21 protein-coding genes are annotated in these 22351 nt (G+C 72.9%); 11 read left to right on the plus strand and 10 right to left on the minus strand.

Going from position 1 to position 22351, the window contains the following annotated elements; genetic code table 11:
* Positions 1–8: 8 nt before the first annotated feature.
* Genes ACWEJ6_RS30205 through ACWEJ6_RS30220 form a run of 4 tightly spaced genes read right to left on the minus strand, consistent with a single transcriptional unit; the run spans position 9 to position 5879 of the window.
* Complete coding sequence (locus ACWEJ6_RS30205) at positions 9–2735, minus strand: glycoside hydrolase family 38 N-terminal domain-containing protein (RefSeq protein WP_452428116.1); 2727 nt, start codon at positions 2733–2735, stop codon at positions 9–11.
* Positions 2726–3814 (minus strand): Gfo/Idh/MocA family protein, encoded by a 1089-nt coding sequence (locus ACWEJ6_RS30210; protein ID WP_397162563.1) that lies wholly within the window; start codon positions 3812–3814, stop codon positions 2726–2728. Before ACWEJ6_RS30210 ends, ACWEJ6_RS30205 begins: the two co-directional genes overlap by 10 nt.
* Positions 3811–4710, minus strand: a complete 900-nt coding sequence (locus ACWEJ6_RS30215; RefSeq protein ID WP_452428119.1) for a TIM barrel protein — start codon at positions 4708–4710, stop codon at positions 3811–3813. The genes ACWEJ6_RS30210 and ACWEJ6_RS30215 overlap by 4 nt, the downstream gene beginning before the upstream one ends.
* Positions 4701–5879 (minus strand): CehA/McbA family metallohydrolase, encoded by a 1179-nt coding sequence (locus ACWEJ6_RS30220; protein WP_452428121.1) that lies wholly within the window; start codon positions 5877–5879, stop codon positions 4701–4703. Before ACWEJ6_RS30220 ends, ACWEJ6_RS30215 begins: the two co-directional genes overlap by 10 nt.
* Positions 5880–6104: 225 nt before the next feature.
* On the opposite strand from ACWEJ6_RS30220, the gene iolC reads away from it, so the two are divergent.
* The 5 genes from iolC (at position 6105) to ACWEJ6_RS30245 (ending at position 11679) form a co-directional block, all read left to right on the plus strand.
* Positions 6105–7043: a 5-dehydro-2-deoxygluconokinase gene (gene iolC / locus ACWEJ6_RS30225; protein ID WP_387667613.1), complete on the plus strand. Its 939-nt coding sequence runs from the start codon at positions 6105–6107 to the stop codon at positions 7041–7043.
* The gene (locus tag ACWEJ6_RS30230) at positions 7040–7945 is read left to right on the plus strand and encodes a Cgl0159 family (beta/alpha)8-fold protein (protein WP_358283793.1); all 906 of its coding nucleotides are present in this window, start codon (positions 7040–7042) and stop codon (positions 7943–7945) included. The genes iolC and ACWEJ6_RS30230 overlap by 4 nt, the downstream gene beginning before the upstream one ends.
* Positions 7942–8781, plus strand: a complete 840-nt coding sequence (iolB, locus tag ACWEJ6_RS30235) for a 5-deoxy-glucuronate isomerase (RefSeq protein WP_452428124.1) — start codon at positions 7942–7944, stop codon at positions 8779–8781. Before ACWEJ6_RS30230 ends, iolB begins: the two co-directional genes overlap by 4 nt.
* Positions 8778–10613 carry a 3D-(3,5/4)-trihydroxycyclohexane-1,2-dione acylhydrolase (decyclizing) gene (gene iolD, locus ACWEJ6_RS30240; RefSeq protein ID WP_452428126.1) on the plus strand — a complete coding sequence of 612 codons (1836 nt, stop codon included), beginning with the start codon at positions 8778–8780 and terminating at the stop codon, positions 10611–10613. The genes iolB and iolD overlap by 4 nt, the downstream gene beginning before the upstream one ends.
* A gap of 61 nt (positions 10614–10674) precedes the next feature.
* On the plus strand, positions 10675–11679 hold the full coding sequence (locus ACWEJ6_RS30245) for an AI-2E family transporter (RefSeq protein ID WP_397218698.1): 1005 nt from the start codon (positions 10675–10677) through the stop codon (positions 11677–11679).
* Here ACWEJ6_RS30245 and ACWEJ6_RS30250 read toward each other — a convergent pair.
* A complete protein-coding gene (locus ACWEJ6_RS30250; RefSeq protein WP_358283787.1) occupies positions 11660–12256 on the minus strand; it encodes a PadR family transcriptional regulator in 597 nt (198 codons plus the stop codon). The genes ACWEJ6_RS30245 and ACWEJ6_RS30250 overlap by 20 nt on opposite strands.
* Before the next feature lie 65 nt (positions 12257–12321).
* Here ACWEJ6_RS30250 and ACWEJ6_RS30255 point away from each other — a divergent pair, with 65 nt between their 5' ends.
* Both ACWEJ6_RS30255 and ACWEJ6_RS30260 read left to right on the plus strand, forming a co-directional pair.
* Positions 12322–13893 (plus strand): FAD-dependent monooxygenase, encoded by a 1572-nt coding sequence (locus tag ACWEJ6_RS30255; protein ID WP_452428128.1) that lies wholly within the window; start codon positions 12322–12324, stop codon positions 13891–13893.
* Between the two features lie 3 nt (positions 13894–13896).
* On the plus strand, positions 13897–14544 hold the full coding sequence (locus tag ACWEJ6_RS30260) for an HAD family hydrolase (RefSeq protein ID WP_452428130.1): 648 nt from the start codon (positions 13897–13899) through the stop codon (positions 14542–14544).
* Between the two features lie 17 nt (positions 14545–14561).
* Here the strand turns inward: ACWEJ6_RS30260 and ACWEJ6_RS30265 are convergent, their stop codons facing one another.
* A complete protein-coding gene (locus ACWEJ6_RS30265; RefSeq protein ID WP_358283780.1) occupies positions 14562–15062 on the minus strand; it encodes a DivIVA domain-containing protein in 501 nt (166 codons plus the stop codon).
* Positions 15063–15253: 191 nt separating this feature from the next.
* On the opposite strand from ACWEJ6_RS30265, the gene ACWEJ6_RS30270 reads away from it, so the two are divergent.
* From ACWEJ6_RS30270 to ACWEJ6_RS30280, 3 genes are all read left to right on the plus strand, one after another.
* Positions 15254–16123: an ABC transporter ATP-binding protein gene (locus ACWEJ6_RS30270; RefSeq protein WP_452428132.1), complete on the plus strand. Its 870-nt coding sequence runs from the start codon at positions 15254–15256 to the stop codon at positions 16121–16123.
* A gap of 113 nt (positions 16124–16236) precedes the next feature.
* Positions 16237–16908 (plus strand): hypothetical protein, encoded by a 672-nt coding sequence (locus tag ACWEJ6_RS30275; protein ID WP_452428134.1) that lies wholly within the window; start codon positions 16237–16239, stop codon positions 16906–16908.
* Between the two features lie 31 nt (positions 16909–16939).
* Positions 16940–17647 carry an SGNH/GDSL hydrolase family protein gene (locus tag ACWEJ6_RS30280; protein WP_452428136.1) on the plus strand — a complete coding sequence of 236 codons (708 nt, stop codon included), beginning with the start codon at positions 16940–16942 and terminating at the stop codon, positions 17645–17647.
* 106 nt (positions 17648–17753) lie between these two features.
* Here ACWEJ6_RS30280 and rlmN read toward each other — a convergent pair whose 3' ends face one another.
* Positions 17754–18854, minus strand: coding sequence for a 23S rRNA (adenine(2503)-C(2))-methyltransferase RlmN (gene rlmN / locus ACWEJ6_RS30285; protein WP_352350343.1), 1101 nt, complete (start codon positions 18852–18854; stop codon positions 17754–17756).
* A gap of 153 nt (positions 18855–19007) precedes the next feature.
* Between rlmN and ACWEJ6_RS30290 the strand changes: the two genes are divergently transcribed.
* Entirely contained in the window at positions 19008–20030 is a 1023-nt protein-coding gene (locus ACWEJ6_RS30290; protein WP_358283771.1) for a suppressor of fused domain protein, read from the plus strand.
* On the opposite strand, the gene ACWEJ6_RS30295 is transcribed toward ACWEJ6_RS30290, so the two are convergent.
* The 3 genes from ACWEJ6_RS30295 to pyrH are packed head-to-tail and all read right to left on the minus strand — an operon-like array spanning position 20010 to position 22206.
* A complete protein-coding gene (locus ACWEJ6_RS30295) occupies positions 20010–20849 on the minus strand; it encodes a phosphatidate cytidylyltransferase (RefSeq protein WP_352323802.1) in 840 nt (279 codons plus the stop codon). The genes ACWEJ6_RS30290 and ACWEJ6_RS30295 overlap by 21 nt on opposite strands.
* Before the next feature lie 57 nt (positions 20850–20906).
* A complete protein-coding gene (frr, locus tag ACWEJ6_RS30300) occupies positions 20907–21464 on the minus strand; it encodes a ribosome recycling factor (RefSeq protein WP_352350337.1) in 558 nt (185 codons plus the stop codon).
* A 43-nt stretch (positions 21465–21507) separates the two neighbouring features.
* Positions 21508–22206 carry a UMP kinase gene (gene pyrH / locus ACWEJ6_RS30305; RefSeq protein ID WP_352323800.1) on the minus strand — a complete coding sequence of 233 codons (699 nt, stop codon included), beginning with the start codon at positions 22204–22206 and terminating at the stop codon, positions 21508–21510.
* Between the last annotated feature and the right edge of the window lie 145 nt (positions 22207–22351).

The following is a 22351-nucleotide window of genomic DNA, read 5'->3' on the forward strand; positions in this document are numbered from 1 at the left end:
CTGCGGGGTCAGCGGAGCTGGACGGTGGCGATCTCCCACGGCCTCAGCGGCAGCCTGAGCGTGCCGTCCGCCGTCTCCAGCGGCTCGCCGGGGCCGCCGGTCAGGCCGGCCCGCCGGGCCCGGGTGAAGGCGCCCCGCACCACGGCCTCGGTGCCGGACGCGGTGAGCGCCACCAGGCGCAGCTCCTGCCAGTCGTCGCGGCGGCGCAGCGAGCTCATCGTCACGCCCTGACCGGACACCGACAACCCGTGCGCCGCCGGTGGCGGGGTCAGCTCGCGATCGCCGCCGCCCGGCACCACCAGCAGGTCGTGCCGGTACAGCTCCGCCTGCGGCGGCACGTCCCGCCAGTCCAGGTACGGCATCAGCGCCAGCGACACGGTGTGCGGGCCGCGTGACTGGGCGGCGGGGGTGGGCAGTTGCGGACCGGCCGGCTCGGGGCGCAGCCTGTTGTGGTTGCGCGACAGGTAGCCGACCGAGCGCAGCAGCGTGAGCGCCAGCTCGTAGCCGTCGTCCAGCAGCTCGTACTCGGTGACGTGCTCCAGCAGCGCGGCGACGCCGCCGGCGGCCACCCAGCCGGAGGCGGGGAAGGTGGGCAGCGGGGTCTCGCCGCAGCCGCCCTCGGCTTCGAGCTCCCGCCGCACGATCGCGAACTGCCCCTCGGCCAGCGAATGGTCGGCCCGCCTCGGCAGCGGCACGTGGAAGCGCACCCGGTGGTCCGCGCACCGGTTGTCGAACGACACCCGCAGCCGGACGAACGGCTCGCCCGCCCGCAGCTCGACCCGCATGGTGACCTCGACGTCCTCGGTCGCGCCGGTACGCGCGGGCGGCGGCAGCTCCGGCGTGTTCGGGACGGGCTCGCCCGCCGCCGGCCACAGGTAGACCCGGGTGATCTCCACGGAGGCGACGAGCGGGCCGCCTTCGATGATCTCCGTGTCGATCGAGATCGGCTCGGACACGACCAGGTCGTCGGCGGGGGGCGCGTGGTTGTAGGTGTCGCCGGAGTCGCCGCCGTCCTCGATGCGGCCCACGCCGGTGATCGTCCGGCCGTCCTCGCCGAACAGGCCGAGGGTGCCGTCGGGCTCGATCTCGACCCGCAGCAGCCCGTTGTCCAGCACCGTGGAGCTGGCCTTGATGGGCAGGACCCCGGTGTCGGAGGAGAGCCAGCAGTCCTGGTGGTGGCCGTTGTTGCGGATCTCCGCCCGCGGAGCGGGGTACGTGGGCTCGGGCGGGCCGGGGCGCAGGCTCGTGTGGCCGAGCGCGGGCACCTCGACGAAGGCGGCGACCGTGGACCGGGGCTCGGCCTCGACCCGGACCCAGGTCACGCCGTCGAGCGCGCGGCGCAGCTCGGCCTGGTCGAACGGCCCGCGCGGCTCCCTGCCCACGGTGATGAGGAGGATGTCGTCGAACACCCGCCAGTCGATGATGTGCTGGCCGTACAGCTCGGTGCCGTGCACGAAGCCGAGCACGGTGAGGGGGTCGATGCGCTCGTCCAGCAGCAGCACCGGCGCGCAGTCCAGGGGCTGGGTGGGCACCGCCGCGCCGGAGGGATCCACCAGCGGCCCGCTGCCGCCGGCCACGTCGGCGATCACCACGCCGCTGCGCACGGCCGGCGTCGGGTTGACGACGAGCACGCCGTCGGCCGGCACCGCCGCCGCCAGCCGCGTGGTCACCATGTCGCGGACGGCCTGCCCGAGCTGCTCGGCCTCGGCGATGCGGGCGGCGACCTGCTGGGCGGTCTCGTCCACGCCGCAGCCGGTGACCGAGTCGTGGCCGCTGGCCTCCACCAGCCGCCGCCAGGCCATGTCCAGGAACCGGCCGGGCCACGGGCCGCCCCAGAGCGTGGCCAGGGGCTCGGCGTAGCGCTCGACCATGCGCTCGGCCCGGCCCATGGCCTGCTTGACGGCGACGCGGGCGGAGATGACGCCGGGCAGGATGTTGGCGCGGGCGTGCGAGCGCAGCTCGCCGACGACCTGCGGCAACCCCGCGGTGTCACCCGAAAATTTCTCGATATATCCAGACAAGGTGTCCATGCGGGCGCCGACGGCCGCCACCATCTCCGGCAACCCGCGCACGGGGGCCGAGTGGTCGGCGCCGTACATGGCCAGCAGCTCGCCCTGCGGGCCGTGCCAGGCGCGCATGGTGGCGACGAACTCCGCCGCCCGCTCCTCCAGCCCCTTGACGTCGGAGAACAGGTGGGCGCCGTTGCCGTAGCCGCCCTCGGGCAGGTACTGGGTGCGGATCGCGGTGCCGTCGGGGGCCACCCAGGCGAAGGCGTCGGTCGTCACCGACGACGGCACCCCGCGGTAGACGCAGGCGTGCTCAAGCCCGGCCTGCCGCAGGATCTGCGGCATCTGGGCGGTGTGACCGAACATGTCCGGCAGGTAGCCCACCCGCATCGCGCCGCCGAGCGCGTCCGCGCCGGCCAGCCCGAGTTCGAGGTTGCGCACGATGTTCTCGCCCGAGCACAGGAACTCGTCGAGCAGGATCTGCCACGGCCCCACCGCCAGCCGCCCGGACTCGACGAGCGCCGCGACGCGGTCCCGGTTCTCCGGGCGCACCTCCAGGTAGTCGTCCACGCAGGCGAGCTGGCCGTCGAGGGTGAAGTGGTAGGCGGGCTCGCGTTCCATGGTGTCGAGCACCTCGTCGAGGAGGTCCACCAGCCGCAGCCTGAAGCGCTGGAAGGGCTCGTACCACTCCCTGTCCCAATGCGTGTGCGGTACGACCACTATGTCCATGCCGCCGCCTCCCCTCCGATGGGCAGCCGATGCTGGACGGCGTAGCGGGCGGCGATCCGCTGAGCCGTCACGATGTCCTCCAGTGCGCCGGCCGCGTCGGTGAGCGGCGGGCTGCCATCGTTCACATAAGCATGGAAGGCCGTCAGTTGTACCTCGAACGCCTCGGTCACCTGGCGGTGTTCGGCGCGGGTCTCGGCCCCGGAGACCACGGTGAGGGTGGTGGGCGCGTTCATCAGGTAGGGCGTGGGGAAGACCAGCTCCAGCGTGCCCCCGTCGTGGTGGATCGCGACGGTCTCGCGGTAGGCGGGGTAGCCGTCCAGGTAGTGCCAGCGGATGTGGAACCGGCCCGCCACGGGCAGCGGCCCGGAGATCTCCACGGAACCGGGCGCCGGCCCCCAGCTGTCCACGTACGTGATCTCCCGCGGCGCTCCGGTGAAGCGCCGCAGCAGCGACAGGTCGTGGCAGATCGAGCCCAGGGAGACCGCGTACACGTTGCGCAGCGACTCCGGGGCGGCCTGGCCCAGCGCCCGGGAGACGAGCGCGTCCTCGGCCTCGCGCAACGAGCCGAGCACGCCGGGATCGACGTCGCCGGCCCGCGCCAGGTTCGCGAACGCGAGCTGCGACTCCCCGCTGGGATGCAGCACGGTCACCTCGACCGACCGGACGGCCGCCGGGCCGCCCAGCTCCTCCAGCAGCGCGACGGCCCGGCGCACGGCCGGGTCGTACTGCTTCATGTAGCCGACCATCAGCCGCCCCGCGGGCAGCGCGGCCACCTCCGCCCTGGTCAGCGCGAGCGGCTTCTCGCACAGCACGGCGTACCCGGCGGCCAGCGCCCGGCGCACGGTCTCGCCGTGGGAGCCGGAGGCCAGCACCACCACGGCCTCGAAACCGCCGTCGGCCAGCATCTTCGCCAGGGAGGTGTAGCGCCGGGGCGCGCCCAGCCGGTCGCCGACGACGTCGGCCAGCGTGCGCGACAGGTCGCAGACGGCGCTCACCTCGAACAGGTCCCGCCGCCTGGACAGCAGCGGCACGTAGACCGCCTGGGTGACGGCCCCGCACCCGACCAGCGCGATCCTCACAGGCCCAGCTCCCTCAGCCGCTCGCGGTTGGCGGCCTGGTCGGCGATGTTCCGCCCGACCGGGCGGCGGCCCGGCATCGTGTCCTGCTCGACCACGATCCAGCCCTCGTAGCCGATGGCGTCGAGCGCCGCCACGACCGCGGGCAGGTCGAGCTCGCCGTCGCCCAGGCGGGTGAAGCCGCCCCTGGCCATCAGCTCGCGCAGGTCGGCGCCGTCGTCCAGGGCGGCGGCCAGGATCCTGGTGTCGCCGTCCTTGACGTGCACGTGCCCGACGCGGCCGGCCCACGCGCGCAGCGCCGCGACCGGGTCCCCGCCGGCCAGCAGCAGGTGACCGGTGTCCAGGCAGAGCTGGACGTCGGTCAGCTCCAGAAGGCGCTCGACGTCGTCGGGGGTCTCGACGTAGGTGCCGAGGTGGTGGTGGAAGGCGGGTTCCAGGCCGCGTTCGCGGCAGCGGTCGGCGGCCTCCTGGACGCGGGCGGCATACCCGGGCCAGTCGGCGGCGGGCAGCCCGGGGGCGCTGCCGCCGGGCCTGGCGAACCTCTCGGGCGAGCCCGAGCAGGCCAGCGTGGGCCGGGGCGCGAAGAGGGCGGGCGCCTGCGGCGCGGCGGCGAACACGTCGAGCGCGGCCTCCAGCGCGGGCAGCCCCCGCCGGTACGCCTCGGCGTCGCCGTAACGCAGGTCGACCCAGCCGCCGGCGAGCAGCAGGCCGTGCGCCGACAGCCGGGCGGCCAGGTCGGCGCCGGTGCCGAGGTAGCCGATGGGCCCGGAGTCGATGCCCGCGTAACCGGCCTCGGCCAGCGCGCGGACCATCTCGTCGGGGCCCAGGGGCGGCGGCGCGTCGCTGAGCTCGAACACGCCGAAGCTCACCGGCGCGTTCGCGACTCTCCTCACTCGCATAGGGCGATCACCTCGTTCTCGTAGGTCTCCAGGCGGTGGCGTCCCTCGGCCGCGGGAAGCAGCGCCCGCTCGCCGCGTACGACCTGGCGGGCGCCGCCGGGGCGGACCAGCACCAGGCCGTCGGCGTCGAGCGCGAGCAGCTCGTCGCCCAGCCGGAGCAGCAGCGGCGCGTCCGGCCCCGCCGAGACCGCGGTGCGCCCGGCGCGCACGCCGTCGAGCACCGCGCCCGGCTCCTCGGCCAGCACCCACGTGGTCGGCGCGCCCGGCAGGCCGTCGCTGCCGTGCCGGTGGAAGTCGCTGCCGCCGATCGCCACCACGTCGTCGCGCCAGGCGTCGGCCCAGGCCAGCGGCGCGCCCCAGCGGCGGTCCCACCACCCGGAGCTCCACACCTCGGCCACCCTCGGGCGTTCGCCGACCGGCAGCAGCCAGGCGCAGTCGCCGCCCAGCGGGTGATTGATCGAGATCAGGCCGCCGGCGCGCCCGGCGTGCTCGGTCCAGGAGCCCGCGGGCCGCCGGAAGTCCACCCAGCCGACCTCGCCGAACACGTTGGCGTGGCCGCGGTCGGTGGTGACCTCCTGGCCGGGGATGAGCGTGACGCCTCGGTCGGTCGCGCGCAGCCAGGGGTGGTGGCTGACGGTGTTGTGGTCGGTGACCGCCAGGAAGTCCAGGCCCCGGCCGCGGGCCAGCTCGGCCAGCTCGGCCACGGTGAGCGCGCCGTCGCTGTGGACGGTGTGCGCGTGGAAGTCGCCGGCGAACCAGCGCAGCCCGCCGACGTCGGGCACGTCCCGGCGCGGCGGCCGTTCGCCGGGCGGCGGCTCGGCGGTGACCGGCTCCGGCGGGGCCGTGCGCGCGGCCGAGATCTCCAGGGCGAAGTCGAGGCCCTGCGGCGGCACGCGGTGCAGCCCGAGCCACACGTGCCAGGTGCCGGGCTCGGGGACGCCGGGCAGGTAGCCGGGGGTGGCCCAGTCGCGGGCGATCGTGAACTCCGAGCGCGCCCCTCCCGACCAGCCGCGGAAGCCGCCGGGCGAGCCGCAGCCGAGGTCGAGCACGCCCCGCGACCGGTCGTAGTCGAGCCGCACGGTGACGGACTCCGACCCGGCGGGCACCTCGAAGGGGACCTCGCGCAACGACCGCTCCAGCCGGTCGTCGAGGCTCCAGTGGCCTTTCACGCCGGTCCGCCCTTGCCTGAGGCGGGGCGGAAGGAGAGCTTGGTGGTGTGCTGTTCGTGATGGACGCCGTTGGGGACGAACATGAGCGAACCTCCTCACCGCCCGACACTACAGAAGTGAGGTGACGGGGGCCCGTCCTGAAGGATCATCAACAACATAGCGGACATCCTTATGTCATGACAATATGCCATAGTGTCGAGGTAGGGTGCGTCCTCTGGAGGTGCGTTGTACGACCTGATCACGATCGGCCGCTGCGGCGTCGACGTCTATCCGCTGCAGACCGGCGTCGGGCTGGCCGACGTCGAGACCTTCGGCAAGTTCCTCGGCGGCAGCCCGACCAACGTCGCCGTCGCGGCGGCACGTCACGGGCTGCGCTCGGCGGTGATCACCGCGGTGGGCGCCGACCCCTTCGGCGCGTACGTCCGACGGGCCATCCGCGACTTCGGCGTGGACGACGCCTACGTGAGCGTCATCGAGGGCCCGGCCACCCCGGTCACGTTCTGCGAGATCTTCCCGCCCGACCACTTCCCCATCTGGTTCTACCGCGGCGAGCACCCGCCCGACCTGCGCCTCACCCCCGGCCACCTCGACCTCGACGCCATCCGCGCGACCGGCCTGTTCTGGTTCTCCCTCACCGGCCTGAGCAAGGAGCCGAGCCGCGCGGCGCACGCCGCCGCCCTGTCGGCCCGCACCTCCGGCTGGACCGTGTTCGACCTCGACCACCGTCCGGCGCTGTGGGAGTCACGTGCGGCCGCCCGCGCGGCGGCGCGCGAGGCGCTGCCGCACGCGAACGTGGCCGTCGGCAACCTGGACGAGGTGGAGACCGCCGTGGGCGTGCGCGAGCCGGAGGCGGCGGCGCAGGCGCTGCTCGACGCCGGGGTCGAGGTGGCGATCGTCAAGATGGGCCCGGCCGGGGTGCTCGCCCGCACCGCCACCGAGACCGTCGTGGCCGAGCCGGTCGAGGTGAAGGTGGTCAACGGCATCGGGGCCGGCGACGCGTTCGGCGGCGCGGTCTGCCTCGGGCTGCTGCGCGGCTGGCCGCTGGAGCGCACGATCCGCTTCGCGGGCGCCGCCGGCGCGTTCGTGGCCGCCCGGCTGGCCTGCGCCGACGCCATGCCCACCACCGACGAGGTGCACGAACTGCTGAACGAGGTGCCCACGTGAGCGACCTCACGCTGCCCAGGACCGCCCGCTACGAGTGGCTCACGCGGATCCGCGCGACCCGCCCCGAGGAGATCGCCGCGGCCGCCGCGCGCCGGCAGCGCCGCCGGATGCCGGGGCCGGACGAGCGGCTGCTGATCATCGCCGCCGACCACCCGGCCAGGGGAGCCTTGTCCGTACGCGACCGCCCGCTGGCCATGGGCAGCCGCCACGACCTGCTCGACCGCCTCCAGGCGGCCCTGGCCCGGCCCGGCGTGGACGGCATCCTCGCCTCCCCCGACGTCCTGGAGGACCTGCTGCTCCTGGGCGCGCTGGAGGGCAAGCTGGCCTTCGGCTCGATGAACCGGGGCGGCCTGCAAGGCTCGGTGTTCGAGCTGGACGACCGTTTCACCGGCTTCGACCCCGAGGCCATCGACACGATGCGCCTCGACGGCGGCAAGATGTTGTGCCGCATCGACCCCGGCGACCACGCGACGGCCGCCACCCTGGAGTCGTGCGCGCACGCGGTGACCGGGCTGGCCCGCAGGCGGCTGGTGGCCATGGTCGAGCCGTTCTGGGCGGCGCGCTCGGAGTCCGGCGTGCTGCGCAACGACCTGTCCCCCGACGCCGTGATCCGCTCGATCAGCGTCGCCCAGGCGCTCGGCGCCACCTCGGCCCACACCTGGCTGAAGATCCCCGTGGTGGCCGAGATGGACCGGGTGATGGCCGCGACCACACTGCCCACCCTGCTCCTCGGCGGCGACCCGCCCGACATCGGCACGGCCTACGCCGACTGGCACCGCGCGCTGGCCCTGCCCGGCGTGCTCGGCCTGGTCGTCGGCCGCGCCCTGCTCTACCCATCCGACGACGACGTGGCGACGGCGGTGGACGGCGCCGCCGCCCTGGTACGAGAGGCACACGCATGACCTACCTGCCCTACGGCAAGGCCGCCAACGGCCCCTGGTCGGTGGAGATCACCCCCTCGCTGGCCGGCTGGACCTACTCCGGGCTGCGCGTGGCGGACCTGACCGGCACGCCGCTGTCGTTCAGCACCGGAGAGGAGGAGATGATCGTCCTTCCGCTGTCGGGGTCGTGCACGGTCGAGGTCGGCGGTGAGACGTTCGTGCTGGCCGGGCGCGGGTCGGTGTTCGACGGGCCGAGCGACTTCGCGTACCTGCCGATCGGCGTCCAGGTCACGTTGAGCGGCGGCGGGCGCGTCGCGCTGCCGTCGGCCCGCGCGACCCGGTCGCTGCCGCCGCGGCACGTGCCCGCCTCCCGGGTGCCGGTGGAGATCAGGGGCGCGGGGCAGGCGAGCCGGCAGGTGAACAACTTCTGCGCCCCCGGCGTCTTCGACTGCGACAAGCTCATGGCCGTCGAGGTGCTGACCCCGGGCGGCAACTGGTCGTCCTACCCGCCGCACAAGCACGACACCCCCAACCCGGGCGAGGCCGTGCTGGAGGAGGTCTACTACTTCGAGGTCGCCGGCGACGGGCCCGGCTACCAGCGCGTCTACTCCTCCGAGCGGGGGCAGGTGGACACGCTGGCCGAGGTCTCCTCCGGCGACGTCGTCCTGGTGCCCTACGGCTACCACGGGCCGTCCATGGCCGCCCCGGGCTACGACCTGTACTACCTCAACGTGCTGGCGGGGCCGGCGGAGGAGCGTTCGATGGCGTTCTGCGACGATCCCCGTCACGCCTGGATCCGCTCGTCCTGGTCGGGCCAGGACGTCGACCCGAGACTGCCGTTCGGAGGGCACGCATGACCCGGTTGACCGTCGCGCAGGCCGTCGTGCGCTTCCTGGCCGCCCAGTGGAGCGAGCGCGACGGCGAGGAGCGCCGTTTCTTCGGCGGCTGCTTCGGCATCTTCGGCCACGGCAACGTCGCCGGGCTCGGCCAGGCCCTGGCCACCGCGGGCGACGACCTGCCCTACTACCTGGCCCGCAACGAGCAGGCCATGGTGCACACGGCCGCCGCCTACGCCCGAGCCGCCGACCGGCTGGCCACGCTGGCCTGCACGACCTCGATCGGACCCGGCGCGACCAACATGATCACCGGCGCGGCGGGCGCGACGATCAACCGGCTGCCCGTGCTGCTGCTGCCCGGCGACGTCTTCTCCACCCGTGCCGCCAACCCGGTGCTCCAGGAGCTGGAGGACCCGCGTTCGTACGACATCTCGGTCAACGACTGCTTCAAGCCGGTCTCGCGGTACTGGGACCGGATCAACCGGCCGGAACAGCTCCCGTCCGCGCTGACGGCGGCCATGCGGGTGCTCACCGACCCGGTCGAGACCGGCGCGGTGACGCTGGCGCTGCCGCAGGACGTGCAGGCCGAGGCGTACGACTGGCCCGAGGAGCTGTTCGCCCGCCGGGTGTGGCACGTGCCGCGCCCGCGCCCCGAACGCGCCGCACTGGCCAGGGCGGCCGAGGTGATCAGAACGGCGGCCCGCCCGCTGATCGTCTCGGGCGGCGGGACGATCTACAGCCGGGCCACCGCCGAACTGGCCGCCTTCGCCGAGGCGCACGGCATCCCGGTCGCCGAGACCCAGGCCGGCAAGGGGTCGCTGCCGCACGGCCATCCGCTGGCGGTGGGCGCGGTGGGCGCGACCGGCACCACCGCCGCCAACACGCTGGCCCGCGAGGCCGACGTGATCATCGGGGTCGGCACCCGCTACAGCGACTTCACCACGGCGTCGAGGTCGCTCTTCGCCGCGGACGCCCGGTTCGTCAACGTCAACGTCGCCGCCTTCGACGCCGCCAAGCTGTCGGGGCTGCACCTGGTCGCCGACGCCCGCGAATGCCTGACCGACCTGGTCTCGGCCATCGCCGGCCGGCGCCCCGACGACGCCTGGACGGCCAGGGCCGCCGCGCTCTCCCGGGACTGGGACGCGCAGGTGGACCGGGCGTACGCGCTCGACGGCTCCCCGTTGTCGCAGGCGGCGATCATCGGCGCCGTGAACGCGGCCGCGGGCCCGGACGGCGTCGTGGTGTGCGCGGCCGGTTCCATGCCGGGCGACCTGCACAAGCTGTGGCGGCCGAGCGGCCCCGGCGGCTACCACGTCGAGTACGGCAACTCCTGCATGGGCTACGAGATCGCGGGCGGCGTCGGCGTCAAGCTGGCCGCGCCGGAGCGCGAGGTGTTCGTCCTGGTGGGCGACGGGTCGTACCTGATGATGGCGCAGGAGCTGGTCACCGCGGTCGCCGAGGGTGTCAAGCTGGTCGTCGTCCTGGTGGACAACTCGGGCTTCGCCTCCATCGGGCGGCTGTCGGAGAGCGTGGGCGCGCGCCGCCTGGGCACGTCCTACCGGTCGCGTACGGGCGGCCCACTGCCGGTCGACCTGGCCGCCAACGCCGCCAGCCTGGGCGCGGTCGTGCTGCGTCCGGAGTCGCTCGCCGACCTGCGCAAGGCCCTGGAGGAGGCGCGCTCGTCCGGCGAGACGACCGTCGTGCACGTGCGCACCGACCCCATGGCCGACGACGTCCCCTCCTCGCAGGCGTGGTGGGACGTGCCCGTGGCCGGGGTGGGCGCGCCGGCCGAGCGGGCGGCGTACGAGGAGGCCAAACGGTCACAGCGCGCGCACCTGAGCCCGCCGTCCTGACCAGGGTTGCCCTCGATCACCGCCGGGAAGGCCACTGACCAGGCACGATCGGGGGTTGGACATGAGGCCGTGGCGGGTGCTGGGGTGGATCGCGATCATCGCGGTCGCCTTCTTCTGCCTCTATCACCTGCGCACGGTCGTCATGTCCGTGATCATCGGCGTCTTCCTCACGGCGCTGCTGCACCCGCCGGCCCGCTGGCTCACCGCCCGCGGGCTCGGCCCGGCGCTGGCCACCACGATCGTCTTCGTCGGCGGCCTGCTGCTGGCCGGCGCGCTGATCGCGCTGCTGGTGCCGCCCACGGTGGACAGCCTGAGCGAGATGCGCACCAGCCTGGGCAAGGCGCTCGGCGACCTGCACGGCCTGGCCGCCCGGTTCGGGCTCGACGACCAGCGGCTGCTCGCCCAGGCCAGGGACTACGTCTCCAAGCAGGGCAGGCAGATCACCAGCGGCGCCATCGCCGGGGTCAGGACGGCCGGCGAGATTGTCGTCGGCGCGGTGCTGGCGGTCATCCTGTCGGTGTACTTCGTGCACGGCGGCGAGCGGCTGTTCGCCTGGATCGTCGATCTGATGCCCGACGCGGCGAGAACGCGCTGCCACGACACCGGCGTGCTGATCTTCGGGGTGATCGGGCGCTACATCCGCGGCGTGGCGATCGTGGGCGTGGTCGACGGCTTCTTCATCGGGCTCGCGCTGTGGATCCTCGGCGTGCCGATCGCGCTGCCGCTGGCCGTGCTGACGTTCGTGGGGGCGTTCCTGCCGGTGGTGGGGGCGTTCATGGCCGGGCTGCTGGCGGCGGTGGTGGCGCTCGTGGCCAAGGGGTGGCTGGTGGCGCTGATCGTGGTCGCGGTGACGGTGGCGGTGCAGCAGCTCGAAGGGCACGTGCTGGCGCCGCAGGTCTACGGCAAGGCGCTCGACCTGCCGGGAGCGGTCATCCTGATCGCGATCACGGTGGGCAGCGTGATCGCGGGCATCACCGGGGCGTTCCTGGCCGCGCCGGTGACCTCGGTGCTCGTCGCGCTGCTGCGGCGGCCGCGCCCGCACCTGATCACTCCCGGGCCGAGCTGACCGCCTCCAGCTGCTCGCGCGACCACTGGATGCGGCCTTCCCGCAGGTCGGCGATGACGGCGCGGAGCCAGCGGGCCTCGGCCGCCGTCACCTCGCGCAGGTACTCGGACTCCAGCATCGTGATGCGCGGCAGGTCCTGCTCGGCCGACAGGCTCGACTCCAGCTCGGCCAGCGTCTGCTCCACGGCCGCCGCCCGCCGCTCCAGCGCGTCGGCCAGCACGCCGGGCGGGAGCAGCATCGCGTTGGACAGCGCGGCGGGGAACTGCGGGAACTCCTGTTTGGGACGGCTGAGCATGTCGTCGAGCCACACGTCGAGCCGCTCGCGCCCGGCGTCGGTGAGCTCGTAGACCGTGCGCTCCGGGTACTGCTGATCGCGGCCGGTCTCCCTGACCCTGAGCAGCCCGGCCTCCCCCAGCCGCTCGATCGTGCGGTAGAGCCCGGCCCGCTGGCCGACGTTGACGACCTGGTCCTTGCCCCACTGCTTGAGCAGGCGCTGCATGCCGTACGCGTGCAGAGGCCGGGACCGCAGCAGGGCCAGCACGGTGAGGGCGAGCGGTGAGCCGCGGTCGAGAGCCATGGCCCTCATCGTAGCCGCACAGCAACTAGTTGACTTGAGACTAGTTGCAATGCAACTATTTCCGCATGACCACAGCAGACCGCCCTGAGGGCGTCATGACCGAGATTCCCGTGCTGATCGTCGGCGGCGGCTACGCCGGTCTCACCTCCGCCCTGTTCCTGTCGCACCACGGCGTGCCCTGTGTGCTCGTCGACCGCCACCCCGGCGTGTCGCTCCTGGGCAGGGCGCGCGGCATCACCCCGCGCACGATGGAGATCTACCGGCCGCTCGGCCTGGAGCAGGCCGTCAAGGACGCCGGGCGGCCCTTCGACGAGGAAGGGGGCGTGGCCCGCTGCGAGACGCTGGCCGGCGAATGGCAGTGGCTCTTCGAGGGCGGCTCCTCCCGGGCGCTGCCCGAGCTGACCGCGGGCGAGTACGGCATGGCCGACCAGAGCACGGTCGAGCCGATCCTCGCCGAGGCCGCCCGCGCCCGGGGCGCCGACCTGCGCTTCGACACCATATGCAGGTCGATCGAGCCCGACGCGGACGGCGTCACGGTGGTGACCGAGGACGCCCGCACCGGCGAGCGCCGGACCCTGCGCGCCCGCTACCTGATCGCCGCCGACGGCTACCGCGGCACGATCAGGGAGCGGCTGGGCATCGCCCGCGAAGGGCTCGGCGTCCTGCGCGCCTACCAGTCCTTCGTCTTCAGGGCCGACCTGTCGGAGCTGGTCACCAAGCGGGCGCTGTTCTGGATCCTCGGCGCGCCCGGCGGGACGGCCTCGGGCGCGATGGTCTCCCACGCGCTGCCGGGCCATTGGGGCATGGCCCTGACGTACGACCCCGCCGCCGAGTCGCCGGACGACTTCACCGACGAGCGGCTGGTCGCCTCGGCCAAGGAGCTGATCGGCCGCGACCTGCCCGTGGAGATCGTCAGCAGGGCCGCGTGGGAGGAGGCGGTGGGCGTCGCCACGCGCTACCGCGAGGGACGGGTCTTCCTGGTCGGCGACGCGGCGCACGTCTGGCCGCCGGCCGGCGGGCTGGGCGCCAACTCGGCCGTCCAGGACACCCACAACCTGGCCTGGAAGCTGGCCGCCGTGCTGGCCGGCCGGGCCTCCGACGCGCTGCTCGACACCTACGAGGCCGAGCGCCGCCCGGTGGCCCTGGAGCTGGCCGACCTGACCGTACGCAGCCAGGCGGCCAGGTTCGGCCCCAACCCCGAGGACGACCCGCTGGACCACGTCGCGGCGATCCTGGGACAGCGTTACCGCTCGTCGGCCATGGTCGGCGCCACCCACGAGACGGTGCTCGGCGACCCGGCGGCCCAGGGCGCCCGTCCCGGCACCCGCGCCCCGCACCTCTGGCTCGACCGGGACGGCGACCGCATCGGCGTCCACGACCTGTTCCACGACGCCTTCGTCCTGCTGTGCGGCCCCGGCGGCGCGGACTGGGCGCGGGTCGCCGGGCCCGGCGTGCGGGTGCACCGGGTGGGTGGTGACGTGCTCGACGTCGAGGACGCCTGGGCCGAACGCTACGGCGACGCCACCGCCGTCCTGGTCCGCCCCGACGGCTACGTGGCCTGGCGGGCCGAAGGACCGGCGGTCGAGGGCGAGGTCGGCCGGGCGCTCGACCAGGTGCTCGGAAGGGTCATCATGTGACCTATGCGATGGATCACGTTCGACTGTTTCGGCACCCTCGTCGACTGGCGGCACGGCATCGGCACCAGCCTTGAGCTGATCGCGCCCGGCAGGGGGGACGAGCTGCTGACGGCGTACCTGCGGCACGAGAGCGCGGTCGAGGCCGAGACGCCACGGGCCCGCTACCGGGACGTCATGGCCGAGGCGCTGCGCCGCGCCTGCGCCGAGACCGGAGTCCCGCTGAACGACGACGACGCCTCGGTGCTGGCCGCCACGCTGCCCTACTGGCCGGTGTACGCCGAGGTCGGGGCGGAGCTGTCGGCCCTGCGCGCGGCGGGCCGGCGGCTGGCGCTGCTGACCAACTGCGACCGCGACCTGATCGCCCAGACGCTGCGGCGGCTGCCCGTGCCGTTCGACGCGGTGGTGACCGCCGAGGACGCCGGGGCCTACAAGCCGGACGAGGCGCACTTCGAGCACTTCAGCAGGGCCTACGAGCCGGCCGAATGGGTGCACGTGGCGCAGAGCCACTTCCACGACATGATCCCGGCCGAGCGGCTGGGCGTGCGCCGGGTGTGGATCAACCGGCACGGCGAGCGGCCCGCCGGGCCCGAGGTCGTCCGGGTGGTCCTGCCCGACCTCCGCGGCCTGCTCGCGGCCGTCGAACGGGCCTGACGGCGGCGCTCGGGCGCTTAGCGGGGTTTCTCCAGGATCTCGGCGACGCCTTCGAGGAAGGAGTCGACGTCGGCGATCAGGTAGCCGGCGCGCAGCAGCACGGTCGAGAAGCGGGCCTCGCGCACCTCCTGGGCGGTCACCGCGAACTCGGTCGTGCCGCGCAGGGTGGCCACGATGCGGTCGAGGAAGGCGTCGACCTCGTCCTCGTTGTAGCCGGTGCCCATGCGGCCGGGGCGGAAGGCCACCCGTTCGACGCGGGCCGCCTGGGTCTCGAACCACTCCTCGCGCAGCAGCTCCCCGGTGGGCTCGGCCATGGCGAGCCGCACCGGGCGCTTGGCCTGGGTCTCCAGGGCCACGACGAACGCCTCCAGCGCGAAGTCCACCGCGGTCTCGTGGTAGCCGCCGCGTTTGGCGCGGAAGGTCGCGGTGCGGACCTCGTCGGCGGTGACGGGCTCGACCGTGTGCGGCCCTCTGCCCAGGGTCGACTCGATGCGCGCGATCAGGGCGTCGACTTCCACGGGGTCATAGCCTGAACGCATACCCATGACGCGCGGAAAGCGGTTCAAGCCCACTCCTCCTGAGATGTGCCGGGGGCTTCTCCATTGTGAGGCCCTTCATCACGGTGAGGCCCTTTATAGCGGTGAGGCCCGTTATAGCAGTGCGGCCCTTTATCACGGCCCTGCGCCCTGACATATACCGTTACAGCACCATGCGACTGTTACAGGTCTCTTTTCGCTACCGAAGACGTCAGCCCTTCGTCCTCGAAGAGGCCGACGCGCAGCTCGCGCCGGGCGACGCGATCGAGCTGACCGGGGCCAACGGGGCGGGGAAGTCCACGCTGCTGCGGCTCCTCGCGGGGCTCGCGCGGCCGACGCGGGGCCACATCACCGACCGTCCCGGCGTCGTGGGCTTCGCCCCCGACCGCTTCCCGACGGCCCAGCCGTTCACGGTGACGTCCTACCTGACGCACATGGCGTCCGTACGGGGTGGCGCCCGATGGCGGCCCTGGGCCGAACGCCTGAACATGGGCCACCTTCTCAGCCTGCCGCTCGGCGAGCTGTCCAAGGGCAGCGCGCACAAGGTCGGCCTGGTCCAGGCCCTGATGGCCGACCCCGGCCTGCTGATCCTGGACGAGCCCTTCGCCGGCCTGGACGCCGACGCCCGCGAGACGCTGCCCGCCATCGTCACCGAGGTGGCCGGGCGCGGGGGCATCGTCGTCGCCAGCGACCACCAGGGCGGCCTGCGCGGCCTCCCCGGGCTGCGCTCATGGTCCCTCGTGGACGGCCACCTGAAGGAGTCCACCCCTGCGGCCCCTGGGCCTTCCGCGGCCCGGATCTCCGCCACCCCCGTCGCCCCTGAGCCCCCCGCGGCCCGGATCTCCGCCGCCGCCGTGGCCCAGGTGGCCCCGGCGGCTTCCGCGTCTCCTCCGGCTCGCACTCCGGAACGCCCGCTGACCACCGTGGCGGTCACCCTGCCCGCCGACGAGCTCCCGCTCTTCCTGACCAGGATGCACGACCAGGGCTACCGAACCTCCGACCTCGATCACCCCCACCCCCACCCGCCCGAGGAGCCCGGATGATCGCCCTGGCCCGCCTGACCGAGGAGTGCCGGTGATCGCCCTGACCGCCGTCCACCTGACCGAGGAGTGCCGGTGACCGCCCTGGCCGTCTTCCGCTCGCCTGAGGAGTGCCGGTGATCGCTCTGGCCGTCTTCCGGTTGGCCGCCTATGTGCGGTCGCACCGGGTCCATCAGGCGCTCCTGCTCACCCTCGCCATGCTCGCCATCGTCTACGGCAGCCGCGCGCCAAAGGGCACGGAGGCCGCCGTGCTGGCCGACGGCGCGGTCCTGATCATCCCCATCCTCGCCTGGGCCACGCGGAGCCTCCTGGACACCGAGCCCGACCGGCAGCGCGAGCTGTCGGCGGTCACCGCGGGCGGGCGCGGCAAGGAGGTGGCCGCGGGGCTCGTGGCGAGCCTGGTCGCCTGCGCCGCGCTGGCCGCCGTCGGCCTCACGTGGGCCGTCCTGCTCGGCCTGAGCGAGCGCCCCGGCCGGGACGTGCTCGGCGCGGCCCTCGTCCTGCACGCCCTGGCGGTGCTCGCCGGGACGGCGCTCGGCGCGCTCACCAGCCGGGCCGTGCTGCGCTCCCCCGCGGTCTCGATCATGTCGCTGGTGCTCGGCTACCTGGTGATGCTGCTGCTCAGCGCGTCCCCCGCGTACTGGCTGACGGTTCCGCTGGTGGTCTGGATGCGTACGGCCGGGGCCGGCGAGCTGCTCGACCAGCTGCCCCAACTGTCCGCGATCTCCTTGGTGTGGTGCCTGGCGGGACTCGCCCTGTATGCCTGGAGGCGCCGTAGGGTAGGTTAGTAAGCGTTCACTCACCCCTGAGGAGGCAACGGTGAAGGTGATCTGCCTGGGTGACAGCATCACCCGCGGACAGGTGAGCGTCGACTATGTGGCCATGCTGCGCGACCGGCTGCCCGGCGAGACGGTGATCAACGCGGGCGTCAACTACGAGCCGTCGTCCGAGCTGCTCAAGCGTCTCGACGACGTCGTACGGCAGGATCCGGACGTGGTCACCGTGCTCATCGGCACCAACGACGCCAACGCCACGTTGAGCGAGAAGCGGGCCAGGGCCCTGCGCAAGCGCTGGAAGCTCGCCGAGACCCCCACGCCCGCCGCGTACGCCGCCAACCTGACGGCCATCGCCGCCCGCCTGCAGAACGAGACCATGGCCCGCGTGGCACTGCTGTCCCCGCCGGTCATCGGCGAGGACCTGGACTCGGTCCCGGTGCGCCGCACCCAGGAGTTCGCCGAGATCGTCAGGACGGTCGCCGCCGAGCAGGGCGTGACCTACCTGCCGCTCAACGAGCGCATGACCGCCGACCTGGAGGGCACCTCGCCCCGCACCCACTACCGTCCCGAGAGCAACCAGGCGCAGACCGCCGCGATGCAGCACTTCCTGCTCGGCCGCAGCCTGGACGCCATCTCCGGCAGCCGCGGCCTGCGGCTCACCACCGACACCGTGCACCTCAACAGCCGGGGCGCGGCCATGATCGCGGACCTGATCGAGACCTTCGCCGCCCGCTCGCCCGCCACAAGATAGGCCGGCCGCCCTGCTCGGCGGCCGCCGGTCGGGGCCGGTCGCTTGCTCGAAGAGGGCCGGCTACCCACTCCGGTCGGGGCCGGCTACCCGCTCCGGCCGGGGCCGGTTACTCGGCCGCGGCGAGCTGGCCGCAGGCGCCGTCGATCTCGCGGCCCCTGGTGTCGCGCACGGTCACCGGCACCCCGTGGAACTCCAGCCGGCGCACGAACGCCCGCTCGTCCTCCGGCCGGGAGGCCGTCCACTTGGAGCCGGGCGTGGGGTTGAGCGGGATCAGGTTGACGTGCACGAGCTTGTTCCTGACCAGCTTGCCGAGCAGGTCGGCCCGCCACTCCTGGTCGTTGACGTCCTTGATCAGCGCGTACTCGATGGAGATGCGGCGCTTGGTCTTGGCCGCGTACGACCAGGCCGCGTCGAGGACCTCGGCCACCTTCCAGCGCGTGTTGATCGGGACGAGCGTGTCGCGCAGCTCGTCGTCGGGCGCGTGCAGCGACAGCGCGAGCGTGACCGGCAGCCCCTCGTCGGCGAGCTTGCCGATGGCGGGCACCAGCCCCACGGTGGAGACCGTGACCCCGCGCGCGGAGATGCCGAGACCGTGCGGCGCGGGCTCGACCATGCGGCGCACGGCGCCGATCACCTGCTTGTAGTTGGCCAGCGGCTCGCCCATGCCCATGAAGACGATGTTGCTCACCCGGCCGGGACCGCCCGGCACCTCGCCCGCCGCCAGCGCACGGGCGCCGGAGACCACCTGCTCGACGATCTCGGCGGTGGACATGTTCCGGGTCAGGCCCGCCTGTCCGGTGGCGCAGAACGGGCAGTTCATGCCACAACCGGCCTGCGACGACACACACATCGTGACCCGCTCGGGATAGCGCATGAGCACCGACTCGACCAGCGCGCCGTCGAACAGCCGCCACAGGGTCTTGCGGGTCGTGCCGCCGTCGGTGGTCAGCTCCTTGACCGGCGTGAGCAGCGTCGGCAGCAGCGCCGACAGCTTGTCGCGGGCCGCCGCGGACAGATCGGTCATCTCGGCGACGTCGGCGGTGTGGCGCTCGAAGTAGTGGCGCGAGAGCTGGTCGGCGCGGAACGCCTTCTCCCCCAGCTCGGTGACCGCGGCCCGGCGCTCGGCCATGGACAGGTCCGCCAGGTGCCGCGCGGGCTTGGCCCGTCGCGGTGCGACGAAGGTGAGCTGGCCTGGCTGCTGGGACACGTTCCTGCCTTTGCTTGGGGGACTTCCGGGACTCTGCTTGGGACTTCCGGGATTTCTCACCGGCCAGGTTAGTGAACGCCGGCCGCCGAGGAGGCATTCCTGATCACGGTACGGCTCGCGTCAGGGTCACCGCCCGATCTACAGTCATCTCGTATGGCGATTTTCCGGTCGGCATCTGGCGAGGGTGGCACCGAGGTCGTCCTCGCCGCCGGTAACCCCTACGGCAGCCGCACGCTCGTGGTCGAGCGGGACGAGGACTCCTCGGTAGCTTACCTGTGCTCGCCCGAGGGCGCCGTCCACGGAGCGGTCTGGCTGGCCAACCACCGGCCGGCCCCGGCCGTGGTCGACCTGGCCCGGATCAACTCCGGCCTGCCCCCGCTGATGCCGAGGGGCAACACGACGCACCCCGAGGGGCGCAGGCCGCTCGGCCAGTTGTCCGCCCTGTGGTTCGAGGAGGGCGACGGCGTCGCCCTCTACGAGGACGACGACCTGCTCGCGGTCATCCCCGGCTGGGCCGACATGAGCAGGGGCATGCCCGGCTACGCCCGTGACGCCGTGGGCGAGTCGCCGTTCGCGTGGGCGCTGTCGGAGGCGCTGGAGGGGCTGCGGCCGCGTATCTCCAACGCCACGTCCTACTGGCGCTGGCGGCACGGCGAGGGGTCGTGGCCGTCGTTCCAGCAGTTCGTCATGGGCCATCTGGACCGGGTGCTCGGCCCGGCCGGCCGCTACTGGGACGCCAGCGGTGAGCGCCTGCCGACCGTCGGCATCACCGAACGGCCGCCGTACGCGGGCCGCGAGCCGACCGTGCTGTCCACGGTGGGGATGAGCTGCCAGCGCATGCCGACGGTCGAGCAGTGGATCGACCGCCCCGACGCCTACGCCCGGATCGAGCTGGCCGTGGCCACCCACGACGACCCCAGGGACGCGGCGCTGCTGCTGGTGTGGCTGGCCCAGTATCCGTGGCACTCGGTGACCTGGCTCGGCCACGGGCACACGGCCAAGTGGTACCACGAGCCCTCGACGTTCCCGCTGGGGCCGCAGTACTCGGGGGTGCTCATGCGGGCCGACCCACCCGACATGCCGGACATGTCGGGGTTCGCGTTCGGCGGGGAGGCCGTACGGTGGTTGTGGCTCACGCCCGTCACGACGGAGGCGTTAGAGGAACAGCGTCAGTAGCAGCCAGACCGGCACCAGCGTGGTCACCAGCGAGTCGAGGCGGTCCATCAGGCCGCCGTGCCCCGGCAGGATCGTGCCGAGGTCCTTGATGCCGAGGTCCCGCTTGATCATCGACTCGATGAGGTCGCCCACGGTCGCCAGCAGCGCCGCCAGCGCCCCGATCAGCGCGCCCAGCCAGAGCGGGCCGTCCAGCAGCCAGGTCACCAGCCAGCCGCCGACCAGCGTGCAGGCGATCACCGACCCGGCGAAACCCTCCCAGGTCTTCTTCGGGCTGATGACCGTCATCTTGTGCCTGCCGAACAGCACACCCGCGACGTATCCGCCGATGTCGCTGGCCACGGTCACCGCGATGAAGATCAGCACCCGGTCGCGGCCGTCGTGCGGCGCCAGCAGCAACGCCGCGAACGCCGCCAGCATCGCCGGGTAGAACAACGTGAACACCGAGGCGGTGCCGTCGCGCACGTAGCCGTCGGTGCCGTCGCTGAACATGCGCCAGACCAGCAGCACGAACGCGAACACCGCGAACGTCCCCAGCAGCCAGAACGGCCCGCCCCAGTACGCCCCGGCCTGCATAGCCACCAGCCCCGCGAGCACGGGCACGGCCGGGACCTTGATCCCGCGCGTGGCGAACGCCTTGGTCAGCTCCAGCACGCCCACGCCGACGCACACCACGATCACCAGGAGGAAGAGCTCCTTGATCGTGTAGAGGGTACCGAGAACCAGCGCGCCCAGCCCCACACCCACCGCGATCGCGGCCGGCAGGTTCCTTCCGGTACGGCTGCCGCCGTCCGGGCCGGTGCCGGCCGTACGTTCTTCCACAGACACTCTCCATAGCCACGGCCCCCGCCTTCCGGCGAGGGCCGCGAGGCGTGCCGCTCAGACTTCGAGCAGCTCGGCTTCCTTGTGCTTGAGCAGCTCGTCGATCTTGGCGACGTGCTTCTGGGTGAGGTCGTCGAGTTCCTTCTCCGCGCGACGGACCTCGTCCTCGCCCGCCTCGCCGTCCTTGATCATCTTGTCGAGGGCCTCCTTGGCCGTACGACGGATGTTCCGGATCGACACCTTGGCGTGCTCGCCCTTGTTCTTGGCGACCTTGATGTACTCCTTGCGGCGCTCCTCGGACAGCTCCGGGAAGGTCACGCGGATCACGTCGCCGGTGTTGGTCGGGTTGACGCCGAGGTCGGAGTCGCGGATGGCCTTCTCGATCGCGCCCATCGCGCTCTTGTCGAAGGGCTGGATGATGACCATGCGCGCCTCGGGCAGGTGGAACGAGGCCAACTGCTGCACCGGAGTCGGAGTGCCGTAGTACTCCGCATTGATCTTGTTGAACATCGCGGGGGTGACCCGGCCGGTCCGGATGGTCGCGAAGTCTTCCTTCGCGACCGAGACGGCCTTGTCCATCTTTTCCTCGGCTTCGAGGAGGGTTTCGTCGATCACAGCGGCTCCCTGTCTACTAGCTGGCGGTGTCGGGCTAGCTCCCTCATTTGCCTGCGGGACTCACCAGCGTGCCGATTTTCTCACCGCGTACCGCTCGCAGGATGTTGCCCTCGCCCATCAGGTCGAAGACCACGATCGGCAGATCGTTGTCCTTGCACAGGCTGATCGCGGTCGCGTCCATGACCGCGAGGTCGCGCAGCAGCACCTCGCCGTAGTCAAGATGGTCGAACCGGACCGCGTCGGGGTTCTTGCGCGGGTCGGAGTCGTAGATCCCGTCGACCTGCGTGCCCTTGAGCAGCGCCTCGGCGCCGATCTCCAGGGCCCGCTGCGACGCCGCGGTGTCGGTGGAGAAGTACGGCGAGCCGAGACCCGCCCCGAAGATGACCACGCGGCCCTTCTCCAGGTGCCTGATCGCGCGGCGCGGCAGGAAGGGCTCGGCGACCTGCTGCATGGTGATGGCGGTCTGGACGCGGGTCTCGACGCCGCGCCGCTCCAGGAAGTCCTGGAGCGCCAGACAGTTGATCACCGTGCCGAGCATGCCCATGTAGTCGGCCCTGGCGCGGTCGATGCCGCCCTGGGACAGGGTGGCGCCGCGGAACATGTTCCCCCCGCCGACCACGACCGCGACCTGCACGCCCTCGCGCACGGCCTCGGTGATCGAGTCGGCCAGGTGGTCGACGACGGCCGGGTCGATGCCCAGCGGGTCGTCTCCGGCGAACGCCTCGCCTGACAGCTTCAACATCACCCGCTTCCACCTCAGTGGACCCTGCGGGCTGGGTGATGAGGAAGCCGCCGTCCGTGTGGATTCGTGGGCTGACTCCCGGTGGTCCTGCACGGCGGCGGCCTCCTTCATTGGGTGGAACTCTGGGCTGGCAGTTCGCTCAAGC

It is taken from the genome of Nonomuraea sp. NPDC004702 (genome assembly GCF_053601695.1).